General features: G+C 35.5%; 13 protein-coding genes. 6 read left to right on the top strand and 7 right to left on the bottom strand.

Translation table 11 applies throughout. The features are described 5' to 3' along the window. Positions 1-735, bottom strand: a 735-nt coding sequence (locus AC559H_RS22315) for a hydantoinase/oxoprolinase N-terminal domain-containing protein (RefSeq protein WP_148292372.1), incomplete at its 3' end; no start/stop codon positions are given. Between the two features lie 85 nt (positions 736-820). Between AC559H_RS22315 and AC559H_RS22310 the strand changes: the two genes are divergently transcribed. The 3 genes from AC559H_RS22310 to AC559H_RS22300 all read left to right on the top strand — a co-directional run bounded on the left by AC559H_RS22310 (position 821) and on the right by AC559H_RS22300 (position 2,808). After that, positions 821-1,138 carry a hypothetical protein gene (locus tag AC559H_RS22310; RefSeq protein ID WP_036832053.1) on the top strand — a complete coding sequence of 106 codons (318 nt, stop codon included), beginning with the start codon at positions 821-823 and terminating at the stop codon, positions 1,136-1,138. Between the two features lie 6 nt (positions 1,139-1,144). Next, a complete protein-coding gene (locus tag AC559H_RS22305; RefSeq protein WP_026794895.1) occupies positions 1,145-1,816 on the top strand; it encodes a Fe2+-dependent dioxygenase in 672 nt (223 codons plus the stop codon). Positions 1,817-1,926: 110 nt separating this feature from the next. Then, a complete protein-coding gene (locus tag AC559H_RS22300; RefSeq protein WP_051319556.1) occupies positions 1,927-2,808 on the top strand; it encodes a hypothetical protein in 882 nt (293 codons plus the stop codon). Between the two features lie 64 nt (positions 2,809-2,872). Here AC559H_RS22300 and AC559H_RS22295 read toward each other — a convergent pair whose 3' ends face one another. The 6 genes from AC559H_RS22295 to sufR form a co-directional block, all read right to left on the bottom strand. Continuing rightward, entirely contained in the window at positions 2,873-6,658 is a 3,786-nt protein-coding gene (locus tag AC559H_RS22295) for an Eco57I restriction-modification methylase domain-containing protein (protein WP_051319557.1), read from the bottom strand. A 45-nt stretch (positions 6,659-6,703) separates the two neighbouring features. Continuing rightward, positions 6,704-7,123: a type II toxin-antitoxin system VapC family toxin gene (locus tag AC559H_RS22290; protein ID WP_026794896.1), complete on the bottom strand. Its 420-nt coding sequence runs from the start codon at positions 7,121-7,123 to the stop codon at positions 6,704-6,706. Next, positions 7,110-7,463: a hypothetical protein gene (locus tag AC559H_RS22285; RefSeq protein ID WP_202806356.1), complete on the bottom strand. Its 354-nt coding sequence runs from the start codon at positions 7,461-7,463 to the stop codon at positions 7,110-7,112. The genes AC559H_RS22290 and AC559H_RS22285 overlap by 14 nt, the downstream gene beginning before the upstream one ends. Positions 7,464-7,546: 83 nt before the next feature. Then, positions 7,547-10,819 (bottom strand): helicase-related protein, encoded by a 3,273-nt coding sequence (locus tag AC559H_RS22280; RefSeq protein WP_026794898.1) that lies wholly within the window; start codon positions 10,817-10,819, stop codon positions 7,547-7,549. A gap of 173 nt (positions 10,820-10,992) precedes the next feature. Further along, the gene (locus AC559H_RS22275; RefSeq protein WP_026788522.1) at positions 10,993-11,364 is read right to left on the bottom strand and encodes an NDH complex assembly factor CRR9; all 372 of its coding nucleotides are present in this window, start codon (positions 11,362-11,364) and stop codon (positions 10,993-10,995) included. A 108-nt stretch (positions 11,365-11,472) separates the two neighbouring features. After that, positions 11,473-12,171 carry an iron-sulfur cluster biosynthesis transcriptional regulator SufR gene (sufR, locus tag AC559H_RS22270; protein ID WP_042155401.1) on the bottom strand — a complete coding sequence of 233 codons (699 nt, stop codon included), beginning with the start codon at positions 12,169-12,171 and terminating at the stop codon, positions 11,473-11,475. Between the two features lie 154 nt (positions 12,172-12,325). On the opposite strand from sufR, the gene sufB reads away from it, so the two are divergent. The 3 genes from sufB to sufD all read left to right on the top strand — a co-directional run bounded on the left by sufB (position 12,326) and on the right by sufD (position 16,204). Then, positions 12,326-13,762 (top strand): Fe-S cluster assembly protein SufB, encoded by a 1,437-nt coding sequence (sufB, locus tag AC559H_RS22265; RefSeq protein ID WP_026788521.1) that lies wholly within the window; start codon positions 12,326-12,328, stop codon positions 13,760-13,762. Positions 13,763-14,054: 292 nt separating this feature from the next. Beyond that, a complete protein-coding gene (sufC, locus tag AC559H_RS22260) occupies positions 14,055-14,837 on the top strand; it encodes a Fe-S cluster assembly ATPase SufC (protein ID WP_026794899.1) in 783 nt (260 codons plus the stop codon). After that, positions 14,837-16,204: a Fe-S cluster assembly protein SufD gene (sufD, locus tag AC559H_RS22255; protein WP_026794900.1), complete on the top strand. Its 1,368-nt coding sequence runs from the start codon at positions 14,837-14,839 to the stop codon at positions 16,202-16,204. The genes sufC and sufD overlap by 1 nt, the downstream gene beginning before the upstream one ends. The last annotated feature ends 149 nt before the right edge of the window (positions 16,205-16,353 follow it).

Below are 16,353 nucleotides of genomic sequence, written 5' to 3'. Positions count from 1 at the left end.
GGGGGACTGAGGGGGGTGACAATTTAATTGAGACGCAACTTGATTAATATAACGTTTTAAAATTGGAGATAAATAAGCATCAATAACGGTAGTATCGCCTCGGCTGACTAATTTCATTAACGGACTAACTTGATGGGAAACGGAAATTTGAGTAAAGCCGATTTCTTGGGCTAAGGCTGCGATTTGTTGTTCGTGTTGGGGATAGCGATAACCGTGCATTAAGACTATGGCACAGCTTCTAATTCCGGTTTGATAAACTTGTTGTAATTGAGGTTTTAATATTGCTAAATTAACCGGGGTTAATTCTTCTCCTTGGGCAGTATAACGTTCTTCAACTTCTATGACTTTTTCATAGAGCATTTCGGGTAAAATAATCTGACGGGCAAAAATATCAGGGCGATTTTGATAGCCAATTCTTAACGCATCTTTGAAGCCTTTGGTTATAATTAATAAAGTGCAATCGCCTTTTCGTTCTAATAAGGCATTGGTGGCAACGGTGGTTCCCATTTTCACTTCAGAAATTAATTCACTGGGAATCAGTTGATGGGGGGATAATTCTAATATTTCTCGGATGCCTTGAATCACTGCATCGGAATAACGTTCGGGATTTTCTGATAATAATTTATGGGTGATTAATGTGCCATCGGGTTTGCGGGCAACAATATCGGTGAATGTGCCTCCTCGGTCAATCCAAAATTGATAGGTTTTAGCGTTGGGTTGGGGTGTGGAAATCATAATCAACTTTTCTCTTGTCACCAGTTTGCCACTATTCTATGACAAATTAAGGTTAGTTTCAAATCAATAATAAAGGAATCAACCCATGAATACCAACAAAAATAACGGTCTGTCTACTCGTACTAAGATTTGGATGGGAGTGGGAGCTTATATTTTAACTGCCGGATTGGGCACCGTGGCGAATGCTGCTACACCTCAATCCCCATCTAATTCTATTCAAGAAATTGCCTCTGGAATTTCAACTTCTGGGGATACTTTCACCTCCTCTGAGATGTTACAAGCGTCTACTGACGGCTACACAGATGGTACAACAGATGATAATAAAGGCGGAGAAAGTGGAGAAAGTGGAGAAAGTGGAGAAAGTGGAGAAAGTGGAGAAAGTGGTGAAGGCGGAGAAGGCTAACATCCGATGATTTTTTGTATTGCTGATGTTCTCACACCCGAAGAACTAAAAACAACTTTGACGCTACTGCAACAAGCTGAGTTTATAGATGGTAAAACAACTGCTGGTCGGTACGTCAAATCAGTTAAAAATAATCAACAAATTAAAACCGATACTGAGATTACTTCTGAGTTGAGAAGTATTGTTCTCGAAGCTTTAAAACGTAACGAACTGTTTCAAGTAGCGGCACGTCCTAAAATAATCCGCCCGATTATTTTCAGTCGTTATGATGTGGGAATGTATTATGGTTCCCATTTCGATAACGCGATTATGGGGGATGAATCTATCTCTCGAAGTGATGTTTCATTAACTCTATTTCTGACTGACCCTAACACATATCAAGGGGGAGAATTAGTGATTGAAACTTCACTAGGGGAACAGAGTTTTAAGTTAGATGCAGGTTCGGCGATTGTTTATCCGTCTTCGACTTTGCATCGTGTGGAAACGGTAACTGAAGGGACTCGGTGGGCTGCTGTTACTTGGATTCAAAGTTTAATTCGTGACCCATCTGAACGAGAAATATTGTTTGATTTAGATACCGCTCGGAGAAGTATTTTCCAACAATATGGCAAAACTATAGAATTTGACTTGATTGCTAAAAGTCACGCTAATTTATTGCGAAAATGGGCTGATATTTAACCCAAATTTAATTAAAATGTAGGGACGTTTTATTAAGCGTCTCTACTCACTAGGGCTTTATCCTCAGATTCTCAAATATTTTCGATTTGAACTTAATAGAAGAAAAAATCATGAGCCAGTATGAATCTAACGATGATAATGGCGGTTATGACGATAGCCGTGACGACAATAGTTCCGATGATTATTATAAATCCATTCCGGTAACTGGTGTTAACCCAACAACTACTGGTTATTCTGATAATAGCTGGGATAATAATAGTTCCGATGATTATTATAAATCCATTCCGGTAACTGGTGTTAACCCAACAATAACTGGTTATTCTGATAATAGCTGGGATAATAATAGTTCCGATGATTATTATAAATCCATTCCGGTAACTGGTGTTAAACCAACAATAACTGGTTATTCTGATAATAGCTGGGATAATAATAGTTCCGATGATTATTATAAATCTATTCCGGTAACTGGTATTAACCCAACAACTCCGGTAACAGGTGTTAACCCAATAACGGGTATTTCTTATAATAATAGTTGGGATAATTTGACCGGAACCCATTGGGATGATGTCTTAAAAAATCCTCAATATCAACAGAATTTAACTGAAATGTTTGATGAGGACTATTATCGTAATACTAATCCTGATATCAACGTAGCTATCTCTCAAGGAACCTTTTCTTCTGGTTTACAACAGTATATTAAATCGGGAGAAACAGAAGGACGTTCACCTAATCAATTCTATGACGAATCCTACTACTTAAGTACAAATCCTGATGTGGCAAATGCTGTCCAAGTGGGTGCATTTAATTCGGGTTTTGAACATTTTGTCATGTCGGGGGCGGACGAAGGACGAAACCCCAGCGCCCAGTTTAACACAGGAGCTTATTTAGCCCAGAATCCTGATGTAGCACAAGCCATCAACATTGGAGCTTTTAGCAATGCGTTTTCCCATTATACCCAACATGGTCATTTGGAAGGTCGGATTGCACAATAATTTAAACTGAATTTAATCCATAGCAATCCTATATAAATAGGGTTGCTATATTATCATTCTTGAGCTAATATTCCATTTTGATAGCATCATATTCTTTTTCAGTTAACGCAAATTCTGGGTCTATTATTTTTACTTCTTCATAAGTGAGTTCGTAAAGTTTGTAAACTAAATTGTCTATTTGTTGCTCTAAAGCAGTGGTGTCTTTGCCTTGTGTTTTATAGAGTAAAATATTATCTACTAATGCAACGAATTTCTCTTGGTTTGGGGCTTTTTTTATTCGCATATTACCTACTGGCGTAGGATAATACTCAAAGCGGTAATCCATTAATTTACCATAACTTTTGAAATAGTAGTCCAAAACTTTTGAATTAAGCAAAGCAAGTAAATATTTTAAACTGTAATCTTTAACATCAACTTTTAAACAAACGATAGTAGTATCAGCACTTGAATAGAAACTATTATTATCATAGCAAAAGGTATTTTCTGAAGCTTTAAATCTACAAACTAATTTTTCACTATTAAATAATTTAGGTTCTCTTGTCCTATGAAGATCAAACCATCTAAGATTACCTTTTTGGACTTCAGTTCTATTTTCTAATTTATCTATATATTTAAGAAAATGAGATTTTATATTAGGAAAATCATCTAAATTTTCAATATTTTTTGTATAAATTAAATATCTTTCTTTAACTTGTTTAATATAAAATTTATGAATATCTCCAACTTTTAGCCATTTTTTTAATAATTCTTTTGGAAAATCTTTTATTAAATAATCTTCGATAATAAAAGCAGAATCTCTGCCAGTAATTATGCCTTGCTTACAGTGAGCAATATCTGATAATAAAATTGTATTGTTTTCAATTTTTTGAATTAAAAAAGAACCTTTTTGATCTTTTAAAACCCAATTTATTTTATCAATATTTGCTTTAGGTATTTCGATACTTTGAAATTCATCAAGATTTACTATCTCTATCTTTTTTCCAGAATGGTCTCTGTAAAAAAATGTATATGCTGCTGTTTTGGTATTTTTAAAACTTGTAATACCTGTTTTAATTCCAATACCATCGAAAACAGTAACATTCTTAAAATCTACTATTTCAGTAAATGTGACATTTTCTGCTAAATACTTACGCAGCTTTGATGCAAACTCTGCTTCGAGCCAATACCGTGAAGTTATAAATGTTATAAAAGCATTAGTTTTTGCCAACTCGACAGCACAAATAAAGAAGTAATAATAAATATCTGCTTTGCCATCAAATATGGCAGGATAAGTAAGTTTTAATACTTCTCTCTCTTCTGATGAATACATTTTAAAATTTAAAAATGGCGGATTTCCAATCACAATATCAAAACCCATAGAAGAATTTTGTTGTATCTCTATTTGAGGATTGATGATTTCTATTCTTTTATTAATATCTTCAATACTTTTGTTGATACTTTGAATATCATAATTAAAACTCAAATCAAGCTCTTGAATAATATTAGTTGCAATATTATTGATTTTACCATAAATAACCTTAATTTTCGCTTCAATTTCTAAAAGTTGTTGTTTAATAATTACCATTTGACTTTGAACAACATTAGCCTGTAAATGACATAAATGAATATTAATATTATGTTGACTTAAATGTAAATTAATAGCATCAATTTGAGCATTTAAAGCATTAATTTGTTTATTAGTAGTGGCTACTTCTGGACTATCTTTATCTCCTGCAAATAAATAGGGATTCATCACCTCTGGAAAATCCAATTTCCAATCAAAGAAATGAAGCGGTAATTCTGGTTTAGTTTTCAGTTTATTTAATTGAGTAATAGTATTTTTCCAGCCAATAGTTTGTAAATATATTTCAGTTTGCTTAGTTAATGTTTTACCTGTGCTAGTCGGTTTAGTTTCCATACCTTTACTTTTAACCATTAACTCCAGTTGGCTTATCAGCAAATCAATTTTCAGATTGCGGATATCAGCAGCTAATTTTTTCTTATCACTATCAGGACTAAAAAACTCTTTTTGTTCTTGACTTATTTGTTTTAATATTTCTTCAGGCTTGAAAACATCAACAAAAATATTTCCTTGTTTACTATCTTTCATTTCCCAATCAATATCAATAATATCATCCCCCAATTTACTCACCAAACTATTACCCACCACAATTTTATAATCAAGATTAGGTAACGCTTTCGGTTCAGGTTCATCTACAATTAAACTCAGCCAAAAACGTAGTCTAGCAATATCCACCGCGCCGCGTTCAATATCTACACCATAGATACTATTTTGGATAATATTTAGCTTCACACCCGAAGCATTAAAATTAGTTGTATTGCCAAATTCAAAAGTATGCAGCGTTTGTTTAGCCGTAAATATTTCGTGTAATAAACCCATCGGAAAAGCCCCCGAACCAATCGCCGGATCACAAATTTTTACCCTATCTAATGCGTTATGAAATTCAGCAGAATACTGTTTTATTAATTTCTGATCCTGATCATCTAAATTCTTTTTAAGCAACTTCTCAATTAATATCCGGTCTATTTGTTTAGATTCAGATTCGACTATAATTTCTAACTCTAATTGTCCTTGTCTTCCTTGATTTACAGGAAATAATTCCGGTTGTTCAGGATTCCCAATACTGGTATAACTAATAATATTATAACCATGACTTTCAAACCAAGTAGTTAGATATTCAATCAAACTTTCCTGACACATATAATGCACAATCTCTTTAGGCGTATAATATGCGCCTTTATCTTTATTATCTTCTAGTAAATTCTCAAAAATATGCCCCAACATTTCAGGATCAACCGCGACGGTATGATCATTTGGATCATCTTCATAAATGGTAAAATTGTATTGATCAAAAAAGTTGAAAAGATTTTCAAATAACTTTGCAGTAAAAATCAAGTTGCGATGATTCTTATTTTCTTCTTCAAATAAACCACCATTCAAAAAAGGGATTCTGCAAGGTTTACCTGCTACCAATTCAATTAAATCATCCCGGCGTTTGGTGTTGAGGGTATCAAAAAATAAAACCGATAAAAAATCTTGATAAAAAAGTTCTGGATGGGGAAAACTTTGAAAGTGATTAGTTAAAAAGTTAAAATCACCTTTTCCCCAACTTTGATTTTTGGGAACACCCAACCAGCCTTTTTTCTGGATGAAATATAAAAACACAATCCGCCCCAATAATTTCTTATTAAAATCACGGATAGCTTTTTCGTCACCATTAAAAATCGTTTGACTAATTCCTGGTTGTGAAACCATATATTTACAAAAAATATCATAATGTTTTTTATATTCATCAAAAAACGTCTTAGAAAGTTTCTCGACTGAGAAAGCTTCTTTAACATCATCTAAAGTTGCTTTACTCCCTTTTTTAATAATACGTTCAAACCGTTCAACAGCCGTTCTTATACTTTCACCTTCGCCTAATAAATAGGTGTAGCGTTTAGGTTCAGTTTTGATTTTTATAGATTCCCCTTCTGCATCATAACCCGTTAATTCGGAAACATAACTAAAACGCCAATTTGCACTTTCTGGACGATGATAAGCAATAAAAGCCGCATCAATATTTTTCCAATATTTACGCAATAAATTTCTTAATCCTACCCGATTACGTTCTAAGATAATACCCGGTGCTAGTGTTACTTCATACACCGCAATTTGTCGTTCAATGCCATTTTCATCTAATAGAATATAGCCCAATTTTTGCGCCTGAGAAGCCACATTAATATCAATACCAGTCAGAGTTTTAGGAGTTGAGAATAACTGAGCATCAGCAAAAGTTTGGCCTAGAAATTGTTTCCATTTTGCTTGATTGTAGCGTTGATTGAATATATCTTTAATTTGTTGTGTCATAATTTTTTCAAGGAAATGGGGAATAGCAAATGGGCAAATACCACCCTACTGCTGAAATAGGTTTTGGAATGGTTCTGTATTCTTCCAGCGATAGGTATTGAAGTCTCGATAGTCAACAGAAAGAATCCGACCGTGACCAAGTTCTTCAGCAAGAATAACTAGGGAAGCATCGGCTAAATCCATTGGTAAATCTCTATATTTCTGCATTAGTTGTTCGATACGCAAACAATGACTTTGATTGAGGTCAAATACTTGAAATATTTCCGTATAAATTTTTCTAATAAAAAGTTTTGGAGCATCTATACCTACTCTTTTTTGTAGTAGATAACAGGTTTCCGTAACTACACACCAAGTTGTGATAAATTTCTCGTTTTCTAATTTCTGAAATAAGGTTTTTGCGGCTGGATGGGCTGAATCATTTTTATTAGCAAGAGTAAGCCAGAAACCTGTGTCAACGATGATCATATTTTTCCTCAAGTTCATTACTCAAATAGGTTTTATAATTTCTCGATAAGTCGGGTTCTGCTTCTATACAACCGATGAAGTCTGACCAGTCTTGGGTTTTGCTTTCTGGCTGGAATTTATGGGATAAATCTTCCAAATTGCTGTCTAAACAACCAATAAACTCTTTGGCGACTTCTGTAAATGAAACTTCTTTTTCCTCTAATTCTGTCTGTTCTTGGCTCTGCTCAATGTTGTCTAGTTTAAATTCTAAAAATTCCACAAATTTGATCACTTCGTTTCGCTGTTCAGCCGGGAGTTTTTTGATTTTGGCGATCGCCATTTCTAAGGTAATCATTGTCATCTTTCTCCTTTGACTCTTAGAGTTATTTCTAGTTTAGCACAACCCATGCTTAAGGCAACATCTATTTATTGGTTGTGTCATAATTATTCAAAAGATTCTGAAATGATTAATACTGGTTTTTCAACTTTTCCTTTTTGTCCTTTTTGAACATCCGAGATATCAACACTATATTTTTCAGCAATTTTATCAATTTCTAAAATTTCCGTATCTAAGTTTACTTTTTTCTTTTGCAGCTTGTCAATATCCGAAGGCAAATTAGTATATTTCCCTATATCAATCAAGTTGATAATTTTCTTAATATTATCCCTTTGTTTCTCAGTTACTTTGAGATTGTTAATTATTCCTGAAAGCCATTTTTTTGCCCTTTGCGCCACACCGCCTAATGCTTCCGGGTCTGTTTGCGCCTGAACTAAATCATATTCCAGTGTTTCAAAATGTTTAATCGCGTTGTTTACATGGTCGTGATGACTGGCAATTAATTCTACATTTTTTTCATTTTGATTAGCTTCAAATATCTTAAATGCTTCAATGGGTGTAATTTCTCTAGGTTGGTTATTGCTATCCACCCAATAAAATTCAAACTTTTTATCTGTCTTTAAAAATGCCGCCGTGCCATTTTGTAAATCAGGTTTATTAATTTTAGTTGAACTTCTTCCCGCTCTTGATTTTAAAGGCATTTTTTTAATTTCATCAAACCAAACTTTGTTTGTTCTTTTGAAATTGCGGAGAAAATAAAGAAATTTTAAGCGTTCGTCTTGTTCCTCCTTATAAATTCCGCTAAAAAGTTTAACTTCATCTAAAATTTCATCAGTTGAGAATACTTGATTATCTTCCCCAAAAGCGGTATGAAAAGCCTGAATTTTCATAAAAGCAGTTTTATTTAACTGAATTTGTGAATCGCCTTGTGCCGAAGGATAAACAACATAATTATAAATAGCATTTGCTTTAGTACCAATCCGATTCACCCGCCCAATTCTTTGCATCAGTTTAGTTGAGTTCCAAGGTGTGTCATAGTGAATAATGACATTAGAACGATGCAGGTTTACTCCTTCTGCCAAAACCTCAGTAGTAATAATTATACTGTAATTGTTTACCTGTTTTTCTTCCGTACAGTTAGCATCAAAGTTAGTTACTATCGTATCATACAATTTTTTTCTGTTTTCACTTGAAACTACTAATACATCTTTTCTGCCTCTATTTTGTAAAGCCTCGGCTAAATAGTCAACAGTATCTTTTGACTCAGAAAATATTACTAATTTACCTTCTAAATTAGTTTTTTTATCAAGAAATTGTTTATTTAATTGTGCAATAAACACATCCAATTTTGGATCATTTTCTACAGCATCCCAACCTTCAACTAATTCCTTTAAAAGTCGAGAATCATTCTCTAAATTCTCAATAAAATCTGGCTTAAAATCAGCTTTTTTAAAAGTTTGGTTTTTTGGATTATCCGCGCTTAATTTTTCTATTTCTTCCTCAATTTGTTCATCACTCCAACCCTTATCTAATAACTTGTTTACATTAGTATCTGGTGCGATAAATATTTTGTCATTAGCAAACATTTCAATCATTCTGTCGGTGGCTTGTTGAAAATTGCTTAGGGATTTTTTAAAGGCATAAAAACTACTTTCTAATCTTTTAATCAACTGAGTTTTCATGATAAATGCTAAGGATTTAGAAGCCGTTTCTGCGTTTTCGTAATACTTGCTTTGAATTTCTGGGTTTAATCCGGCAATGGCTTGATAACGACTGTATTTTAGTCGAGTTTCATGTGTTAAATAGAAAACAGTTTTATGAAATAACTCATTTAGTTTTTCATCCATTAAATATTCTACTTTTTGAGGAGGTTCTACTTTTGGGAAGTTGATTTCTTGTGCTATTAAGTCTGATTTATATTCAGCAATATTTTCCAGGTCAGTTCGTGTTCTCCGAATAGTAATAGGTTCAATGACATTTTTACGAATTTTTCCATAAATATCTCTAAGCTTATTTACATCTAATTCTTCAAAGCGTTTTAGGCTTTTGTACTGCTCTATTAAGGGACTAAAAAATGCAGTCAAATTTGTAATAGGAAGTGTTGACTGTCTGGCATCCTGAAACATTTGTATTTGACAATAAATATCATCAGGTTTATTATTCAAAGGTGTTGCCGATACTAAAATTACTTTTTTCTGAGTACCTGGAATCAAACCCTTATTTGCTCTTGAACTTTTGCAAATTAATTGTAAGTTTTGAAAAGCACCTGTTTTGTGATTACGAAACCTGTGCGCTTCATCAGCTATCACTAAATCATAATCTTCTTTTTTCCAATAGTCTTGATGGGGTTCCAAGATTTTTTCCAGGCTTCCATTAGTGATAAACTTGGTATATTTGTCAATATTAAAATTCTTAAAAGTGTCTTTCCAGTTTTTTTCAACTGCTGGCGGATAAACAACTAATATTTTTGTATTCTCTCTCCCATTTTGGATTAAAAACTTTTTGGCAACCATGGCGGCAATAACAGTTTTACCCAAACCCACAACATCAGCCAAGATAAAACCGTTGTGTTTTAACAGCATATTAAAACCTTCATTGACGGCATCAACTTGATAAGAAAGTTTTTTAAAGTTTTGAGGTAAATCACCTATTGAGTTTGGGTCATAATCAATATTTTTGTCAAAATATTCAGTCAGCAATTTTATATATAATTCAAAGGGACTTGTTTCTTCATTCAAATAAGTTTCTTTTTTGATGCCCTGAATATCAACTGGCAATATATCAACAGATTCAACCCAAAGTTTTTCAAATTCTTTGGTAGCAAATTGAACATCAGGATATTCTGTTAGTTGAACATTGAACTCATAATTATAAAAGTTTCCTCCACCCAGTCCCGCATCGGTAAGATTTGAAGAACCCGTGATTACTGTGGCGGGTGTATGTTGATTAAATTGTTCAGGACGTAAAATATAAACTTTGGCGTGGATTTTTTTTTCGGGATGTGCCTTGACTTGTATTTTCTTTTGAATTATATCGTCAATGAATTGTAAAATACCGTTTTCGGTGTCTTTGTCATAATTAGCTTGTGCAATATCTTTTTGAATTTCCTTGATAAAATCTTCTTTTGTTATTTTGTGATTGCTAAAAAAATCAAGCCCAGATTTTTGAGCATCAGCCAGCATTTTATCAATATTGATACCTACCAATATTCTAATATTTGGAACTTGGTTTAAAAATGGTCTGATTCTGAAATAACCTGATGCTCTGAAGTAGCCTACTAAAGCGTCAAAATATTGAATATTGGGATTATAGGTAAAAACCCCTTCAAACTTTTTGATTAAGGTGTTTTCTTCGCTATTTGTGAAAAACTTTGTTGACATATAGCAATCCTATTTGAGTTGTGTTCAAAAGTCCTAGGCAAAAGGGAACACCGGAACAGCCCCCCCAAACCCCCCGTGCACGGGGGGCTAGGGGGGGAGGGAACAGGGTAATACTTCTGGCTGTTTCATGTCAGTATTAAAATGTTACCACCTATTTAGGATTGCTATAGTTTTCAATCTTGCCCTAAATTCTGCTGAGATTCATGCTCAAACCAGTTAATTAACTGTTTAATTGTTAAATCTTGAATGGGAATATTTTCGGCTTGAGCTACCTGTTTTAAAGGCTTTAATGAAGAAATCACTAATTGGCTAAAAAACTGATTGAAATTCCCATCTAATTCTAATTTTTCTTTAAAATTATGATCATTTTTAACCCAGGATTGAACTTGTTCTGGTTTAATATTTTCAATTTTTATATCTTCATTTTTAGCAATTTCCTTCAAACACCGTAACGCATAAATCGCTAACCGCGTTGAAAACTTCTCCTTAGAAGATAATAACGCTGCATCCACTTGAATTGCCTCGTCCTCAGTTAAAAAATCCATAGTTTTACTTAATTATTTATATAGACCAGTCACGGTAGCACCATTAGGACAAAGATTGATGCAGAAAACCAGATGATGAAGCCTTTTCTTCCGGTGTTCCCTCCCCCCCTAGCCCTGCGTGCACGGGGGGTTTGGGGGGGGCTGTTCCCTATTCCCTCCTATTATTAAATAGCCACAACGATGTTCACCATTAACAATCCAATGGGTTCTTTCTACTGTACAATCTTCTAAGATTTCCCCAAACATTTCTAACTCATGACCGCAAACACTGGGAAAAGATTCCGCCACATTAGAAATAGCACAATGATGTTCAGTTAATATATAACGTTCATGATTATTAGTATCCAATGGTTCCGACTCCAGTAAATACCATTCGGCCATATAGCCTTCAGTTTTCCTTAATTCCACTAATTTTTCCACCCGTTCTTTTAACGAACCCTTGCCAACTTTTTCCCGATATTCTATGGCTTTTCGTTGCCATTGTTTATGTAAAATTTGACTCACCTGTTCATGTCCGACGGTTTGCGTTAAAGTATCCAGAAAGGAAATCGCAAACTCATCATAACGGTTAGGAAAATGTTCCCGTCCTTGAGTTGTGAGTTCATAAACGTGCTGAGGGCGTCCCATCCCCACCTGCACCGAGTTGTAGGCAATTAAACCCTCCATTTCCAAATCTTTGAGATGGCGACGAATTGCTTGGGGACTGATATCAAGGGTTTCTGCTAACTCCTGGGCCGTCGCCTGTGCTTGTTTCAGGAGGAGTTGCAGAATATCGTGTTTTGTGGACTGGTGTTGAGTGGTGGCCATCTTCTTAACAAAAATTAATGAATTTGGACTTTGACAATACACTTATTGTTAATGTAGCCTAAAATAGACTTAAGTAACAAATCTGTTGCTTAAGTCTACAGCCTACCACCCGTCTGTCATCCGTTGAGAACCATCGAAAACTAAATTTAACCTTATGAGTGCTTCCGTTAAAACCCTGGTCAACCAACCGTACAAATACGGCTTTGTCACCGATATTGAGTCAGACACCATACCCCGTGGACTCAGTGAGGATGTTGTCCGCCTGATTTCAGCTAAAAAAAACGAGCCAGAATTCATGCTCAACTTCCGTTTACGAGCCTATAAGCAATGGCTAAAAATGGCGGAACCCACTTGGCCTCATGTCAACTATCCGGCCATTGACTATCAATCTATTATCTACTATTCCGCGCCCAAAGTTGAACAGAAAAAAACCAGTTTAGACGAAGTTGACCCGACTTTATTAGAAACCTTTGAAAAATTAGGCATTCCTTTAAACGAACAAAAACGCCTGTCTAATGTAGCCGTTGATGCGGTTTTTGATAGTGTTTCTATTGCCACCACCTTTAAAGAAAAATTAGCTGAAGATGGGGTAATTTTTTGTTCAATTTCTGAAGCAGTTAAAGAACATCCTGAACTGATTGAAAAATATTTAGGTAGCGTTGTTCCCGTTGCCGATAACTTCTTCGCGGCGTTGAATTCTGCCGTGTTTAGTGATGGGTCATTTGTTTATATTCCGAAAGGGGTACAATGTCCGATGGATTTGTCTACCTATTTTCGGATTAATAATGGAGATTCTGGACAGTTTGAACGCACCTTAATTGTAGCAGAAGCAGGCAGTTCTGTCACCTATTTAGAAGGTTGTACCGCCCCGATGTTTGACACGAATCAACTGCACGCGGCTGTAGTAGAATTGGTAACTTTAGATAATGCGGAAATCAAATATTCAACGGTGCAAAATTGGTACGCCGGAGATGAAGAAGGCAAGGGCGGAATTTACAACTTTGTTACTAAACGGGGATTATGTAAAGGAGTCAATTCTAAGATTTCTTGGACACAGGTAGAAACCGGGTCTGCTATTACTTGGAAATATCCCAGTTGTCTATTAGTGGGGGATAATTCCGTAGGAGAATTTTATTCCGTTGCGCTGACTAATAATAAACAACAAGCAGACACGGGAACCAAAATGATTCATATTGGTAAAAATACCCGGAGCACGATTATTTCTAAAGGAATTTCTGCCGGGAAATCCTCCAATAGTTATCGCGGTTTAGTTAAAATGGGGCCGAAAGCGGCAGGCGCGAGAAACTATTCTCAATGTGATTCTATGTTAATTGGAGATAGGGCGCAAGCTAATACTTTTCCCTATATTCAAGTGGAAAATAATAGTGCTAAAGTTGAACACGAAGCGTCCACTTCTAAAATAGGAGAAGACCAACTTTTCTATTTTTCCCAACGGGGTATTTCCGCCGAGGATGCTATATCAATGATGATTAGCGGTTTCTGTAAAGATGTGTTCAGTAAATTGCCGATGGAATTTGCCGTCGAAGCTGATAAATTATTGAGCTTGAAATTAGAAGGAACTGTTGGTTAATCATTACCTTTCCCCCTCGCTTCCCTCGTTTCTAGGTTCTACCTAGAAATGAAAACTAGAGGCTCTGCCTCTAGTCAAAAAAGGAGGCGGAGCCTCCTAAACACATTCCCTGGTAGAACCAGGGAACGAGGGAAAAAAATCATTCCCTTCCCCCTCGTTTCTAGGTTCTACCTAGAAATGAAAAGTAGAGGCTCTGCCTCTAGTCAAAAAAGGAGGCGGAGCCTCCTAAATACATTCCCTGGTAGAACCAGGGAACGAGGGAAAAAAGTCCTAAATCTAACAACATAAAACCATGATTAAAGAAAACAGCGAAATTATTCTATCCGTTAAAAATTTAACGGCTAATATTGACGATAAGGAAATCCTTAAAGGCTTTAATTTAGAAGTAAAAGCCGGAGAAATCCATGCTATTATGGGTTTAAATGGTTCGGGTAAAAGCACTTTTTCTAAGGTTTTAAGCGGACATCCCAGCTACCAAGTCACCGGAGGAGAAATTAGTTTTTTAGGTCAAGATTTATTAGAATTAGCACCGGAAGAACGAGCTTTAGCGGGTATTTTCTTAGCGTTTCAATATCCGATTGAAATTCCGGGGGTGAGTAATTTAGACTTTTTGAGGGTTGCCTATAATGCCCATCAAAAACATAAAGGAATTGAAGAATTAGATGCCTTTGATTTTGATGAATTAGTCCGAGAAAAACTAGATATTGTGAAAATGCGGGATGAATTTTTAGAACGCAGTGTTAATGAAGGTTTTTCTGGGGGTGAGAAAAAACGCAATGAAATTTTACAAATGGCGTTATTAGAACCAAAATTAGCGATTTTAGACGAAACAGATTCCGGGTTAGATATTGATGCGTTGCGAATTGTTGCCAGTGGAGTTAATCAATTAGCCAATGAAAATAACGCTCTATTATTGATTACCCATTATCAACGGTTATTAGATTATATTGTACCGGATTTTGTTCATGTTGTATCGGATGGACGAATTATTAAAACAGGCACAAAAGAACTGGCTTTAGAATTGGAAGAACAGGGTTATGATGATGTTGTTTCTGCGTCCATGGTGGGGGTTTAATGAATAATATTACCATCACAGAAACACAGGAAGTGTCCTATTTAAACCATCTGTTAGAACAAATTCAAGGAGGACTTTCTGAGCCTTCGCTTCCCTCTCAAATTTCCGGTCAATTGCAAGAGATTCGAGATCATGCTTTAACTTGGATTAAGGAATTAGAAATTCCAACAAAACGGGATGAAGAATGGCGGTTTACCGATTTATCTCCTTTATTAGCCAATCGTTTTAAAATGGCTAATTTTGTTCAGTTAGAAAATCAAGCGATCGCTTCTTTAATTCTACCCGAATCTGAACATAAACGGATAGTATTTGTTAATGGAATTTATGCCCCCCATCTCTCTGATATTACAGAAATTCCCGATGGTATTTTTATTGGGAATTTAGCAGAACTTCCCGAACAATTTAGAGATCGTCTTCCTGACTATCTCAGTCAACAACAGGGAAATCAAGACGTTTTTGCTACACTTAATTCCACCGGGTTAAAGGATGCCGCTGTCCTTTGGGTTGACAAAAATAAAATTCTTGAAGACCCGATTCATTTATTATTTATTGGCCTACCGGATAATACTCCGGTGGTCAATCAACCCCGTGCGCTAATTGTAGCAGAAACTGGCAGTTCAATAACCTTTATTGAACATTATGCCACGGCGGACATTTTTGGATGTTCTGATCAGGTAAAAGTTCAACCCTATTTTACCAATGCGGTAACAGAAATCTACCTAGAAGAAAACGCTCAAGTCAATCATACCAGGCTACAACGGGGATCTGGATCTGCATTTCATATTGGTAAAAACGCGGTTTTTCAAGCTCGAAATAGTCGCTATACTTGCCATGCAATTAGCTTAGGATCTAAACTATCTCGCCATAATTTAGAGGTTTATCAACGGGGAGAAGGGACGGAAACAACCCTGAATGGATTAACCTTAATTGGAAGTGAACAGTTAGCTGATACCCACAGTTCTATGATGCTGAATCATCAACATGGTACATTTAATCAAGTTCATAAATGTATTATTGACGACAAGGCACATGGAATTTTTAATGGTAAAGTATTTGTACCACAAACGGCACAGTTTACTAATGCTAATCAACTGAGTCGGAATTTATTGCTATCTTCAAAAGGAAGAATAGACACTAAACCCCAGTTAGAAATTGTGGCGGATAATGTTAAATGTTCTCACGGTGCTACCGTCAGTCAATTAGAAGCAGATGAAGTCTTCTATTTGCGGAGTCGGGGGTTAAGTGAACAGATGAGTCGTCACCTCTTAATTGATGCTTTTGCAGCAGAAATTTTAGGCAAATTACCATCAGAAACCTTAACCCAAGTTTTATCCCGTTGCGTTTCCTGTCGCACTGACTTCAGTTAACCGTTGTTGGGCTTTAGCCCACTCTTGATTAGTGCTAAAGCCCAACAACATAAAGAGTGGGCTTAAAGCCCAACAACATAAAGAGTGGGCTTAAAGCCCAACAACATAAAGAGTGGGCTAAAGCCCAACAACATAAAGAGTGGGCTAAA

The organism is Planktothrix prolifica NIVA-CYA 540, assembly GCF_963864145.1.
Lineage (GTDB): Bacteria > Cyanobacteriota > Cyanobacteriia > Cyanobacteriales > Microcoleaceae > Planktothrix > Planktothrix agardhii.
This window is presented reverse-complemented; position numbering and strand designations above follow the sequence as displayed.

Coding starts and splice junctions, on each gene's coding strand:
- sufC (WP_026794899.1), top strand. CDS start 14,055: ATGATTAAAGAAAACAGCGAAATTATTCTATCCGTTAAAAATTTAACG.
- sufD (WP_026794900.1), top strand. CDS start 14,837: ATGAATAATATTACCATCACAGAAACACAGGAAGTGTCCTATTTAAAC.
- AC559H_RS22280 (WP_026794898.1), bottom strand. CDS start 10,819: ATGTCAACAAAGTTTTTCACAAATAGCGAAGAAAACACCTTAATCAAA.
- AC559H_RS22300 (WP_051319556.1), top strand. CDS start 1,927: ATGAGCCAGTATGAATCTAACGATGATAATGGCGGTTATGACGATAGC.
- sufR (WP_042155401.1), bottom strand. CDS start 12,171: ATGGCCACCACTCAACACCAGTCCACAAAACACGATATTCTGCAACTC.
- AC559H_RS22295 (WP_051319557.1), bottom strand. CDS start 6,658: ATGACACAACAAATTAAAGATATATTCAATCAACGCTACAATCAAGCA.
- AC559H_RS22275 (WP_026788522.1), bottom strand. CDS start 11,364: ATGGATTTTTTAACTGAGGACGAGGCAATTCAAGTGGATGCAGCGTTA.
- AC559H_RS22290 (WP_026794896.1), bottom strand. CDS start 7,123: ATGATCATCGTTGACACAGGTTTCTGGCTTACTCTTGCTAATAAAAAT.
- AC559H_RS22285 (WP_202806356.1), bottom strand. CDS start 7,463: ATGACAATGATTACCTTAGAAATGGCGATCGCCAAAATCAAAAAACTC.
- AC559H_RS22305 (WP_026794895.1), top strand. CDS start 1,145: ATGATTTTTTGTATTGCTGATGTTCTCACACCCGAAGAACTAAAAACA.
- AC559H_RS22310 (WP_036832053.1), top strand. CDS start 821: ATGAATACCAACAAAAATAACGGTCTGTCTACTCGTACTAAGATTTGG.
- sufB (WP_026788521.1), top strand. CDS start 12,326: ATGAGTGCTTCCGTTAAAACCCTGGTCAACCAACCGTACAAATACGGC.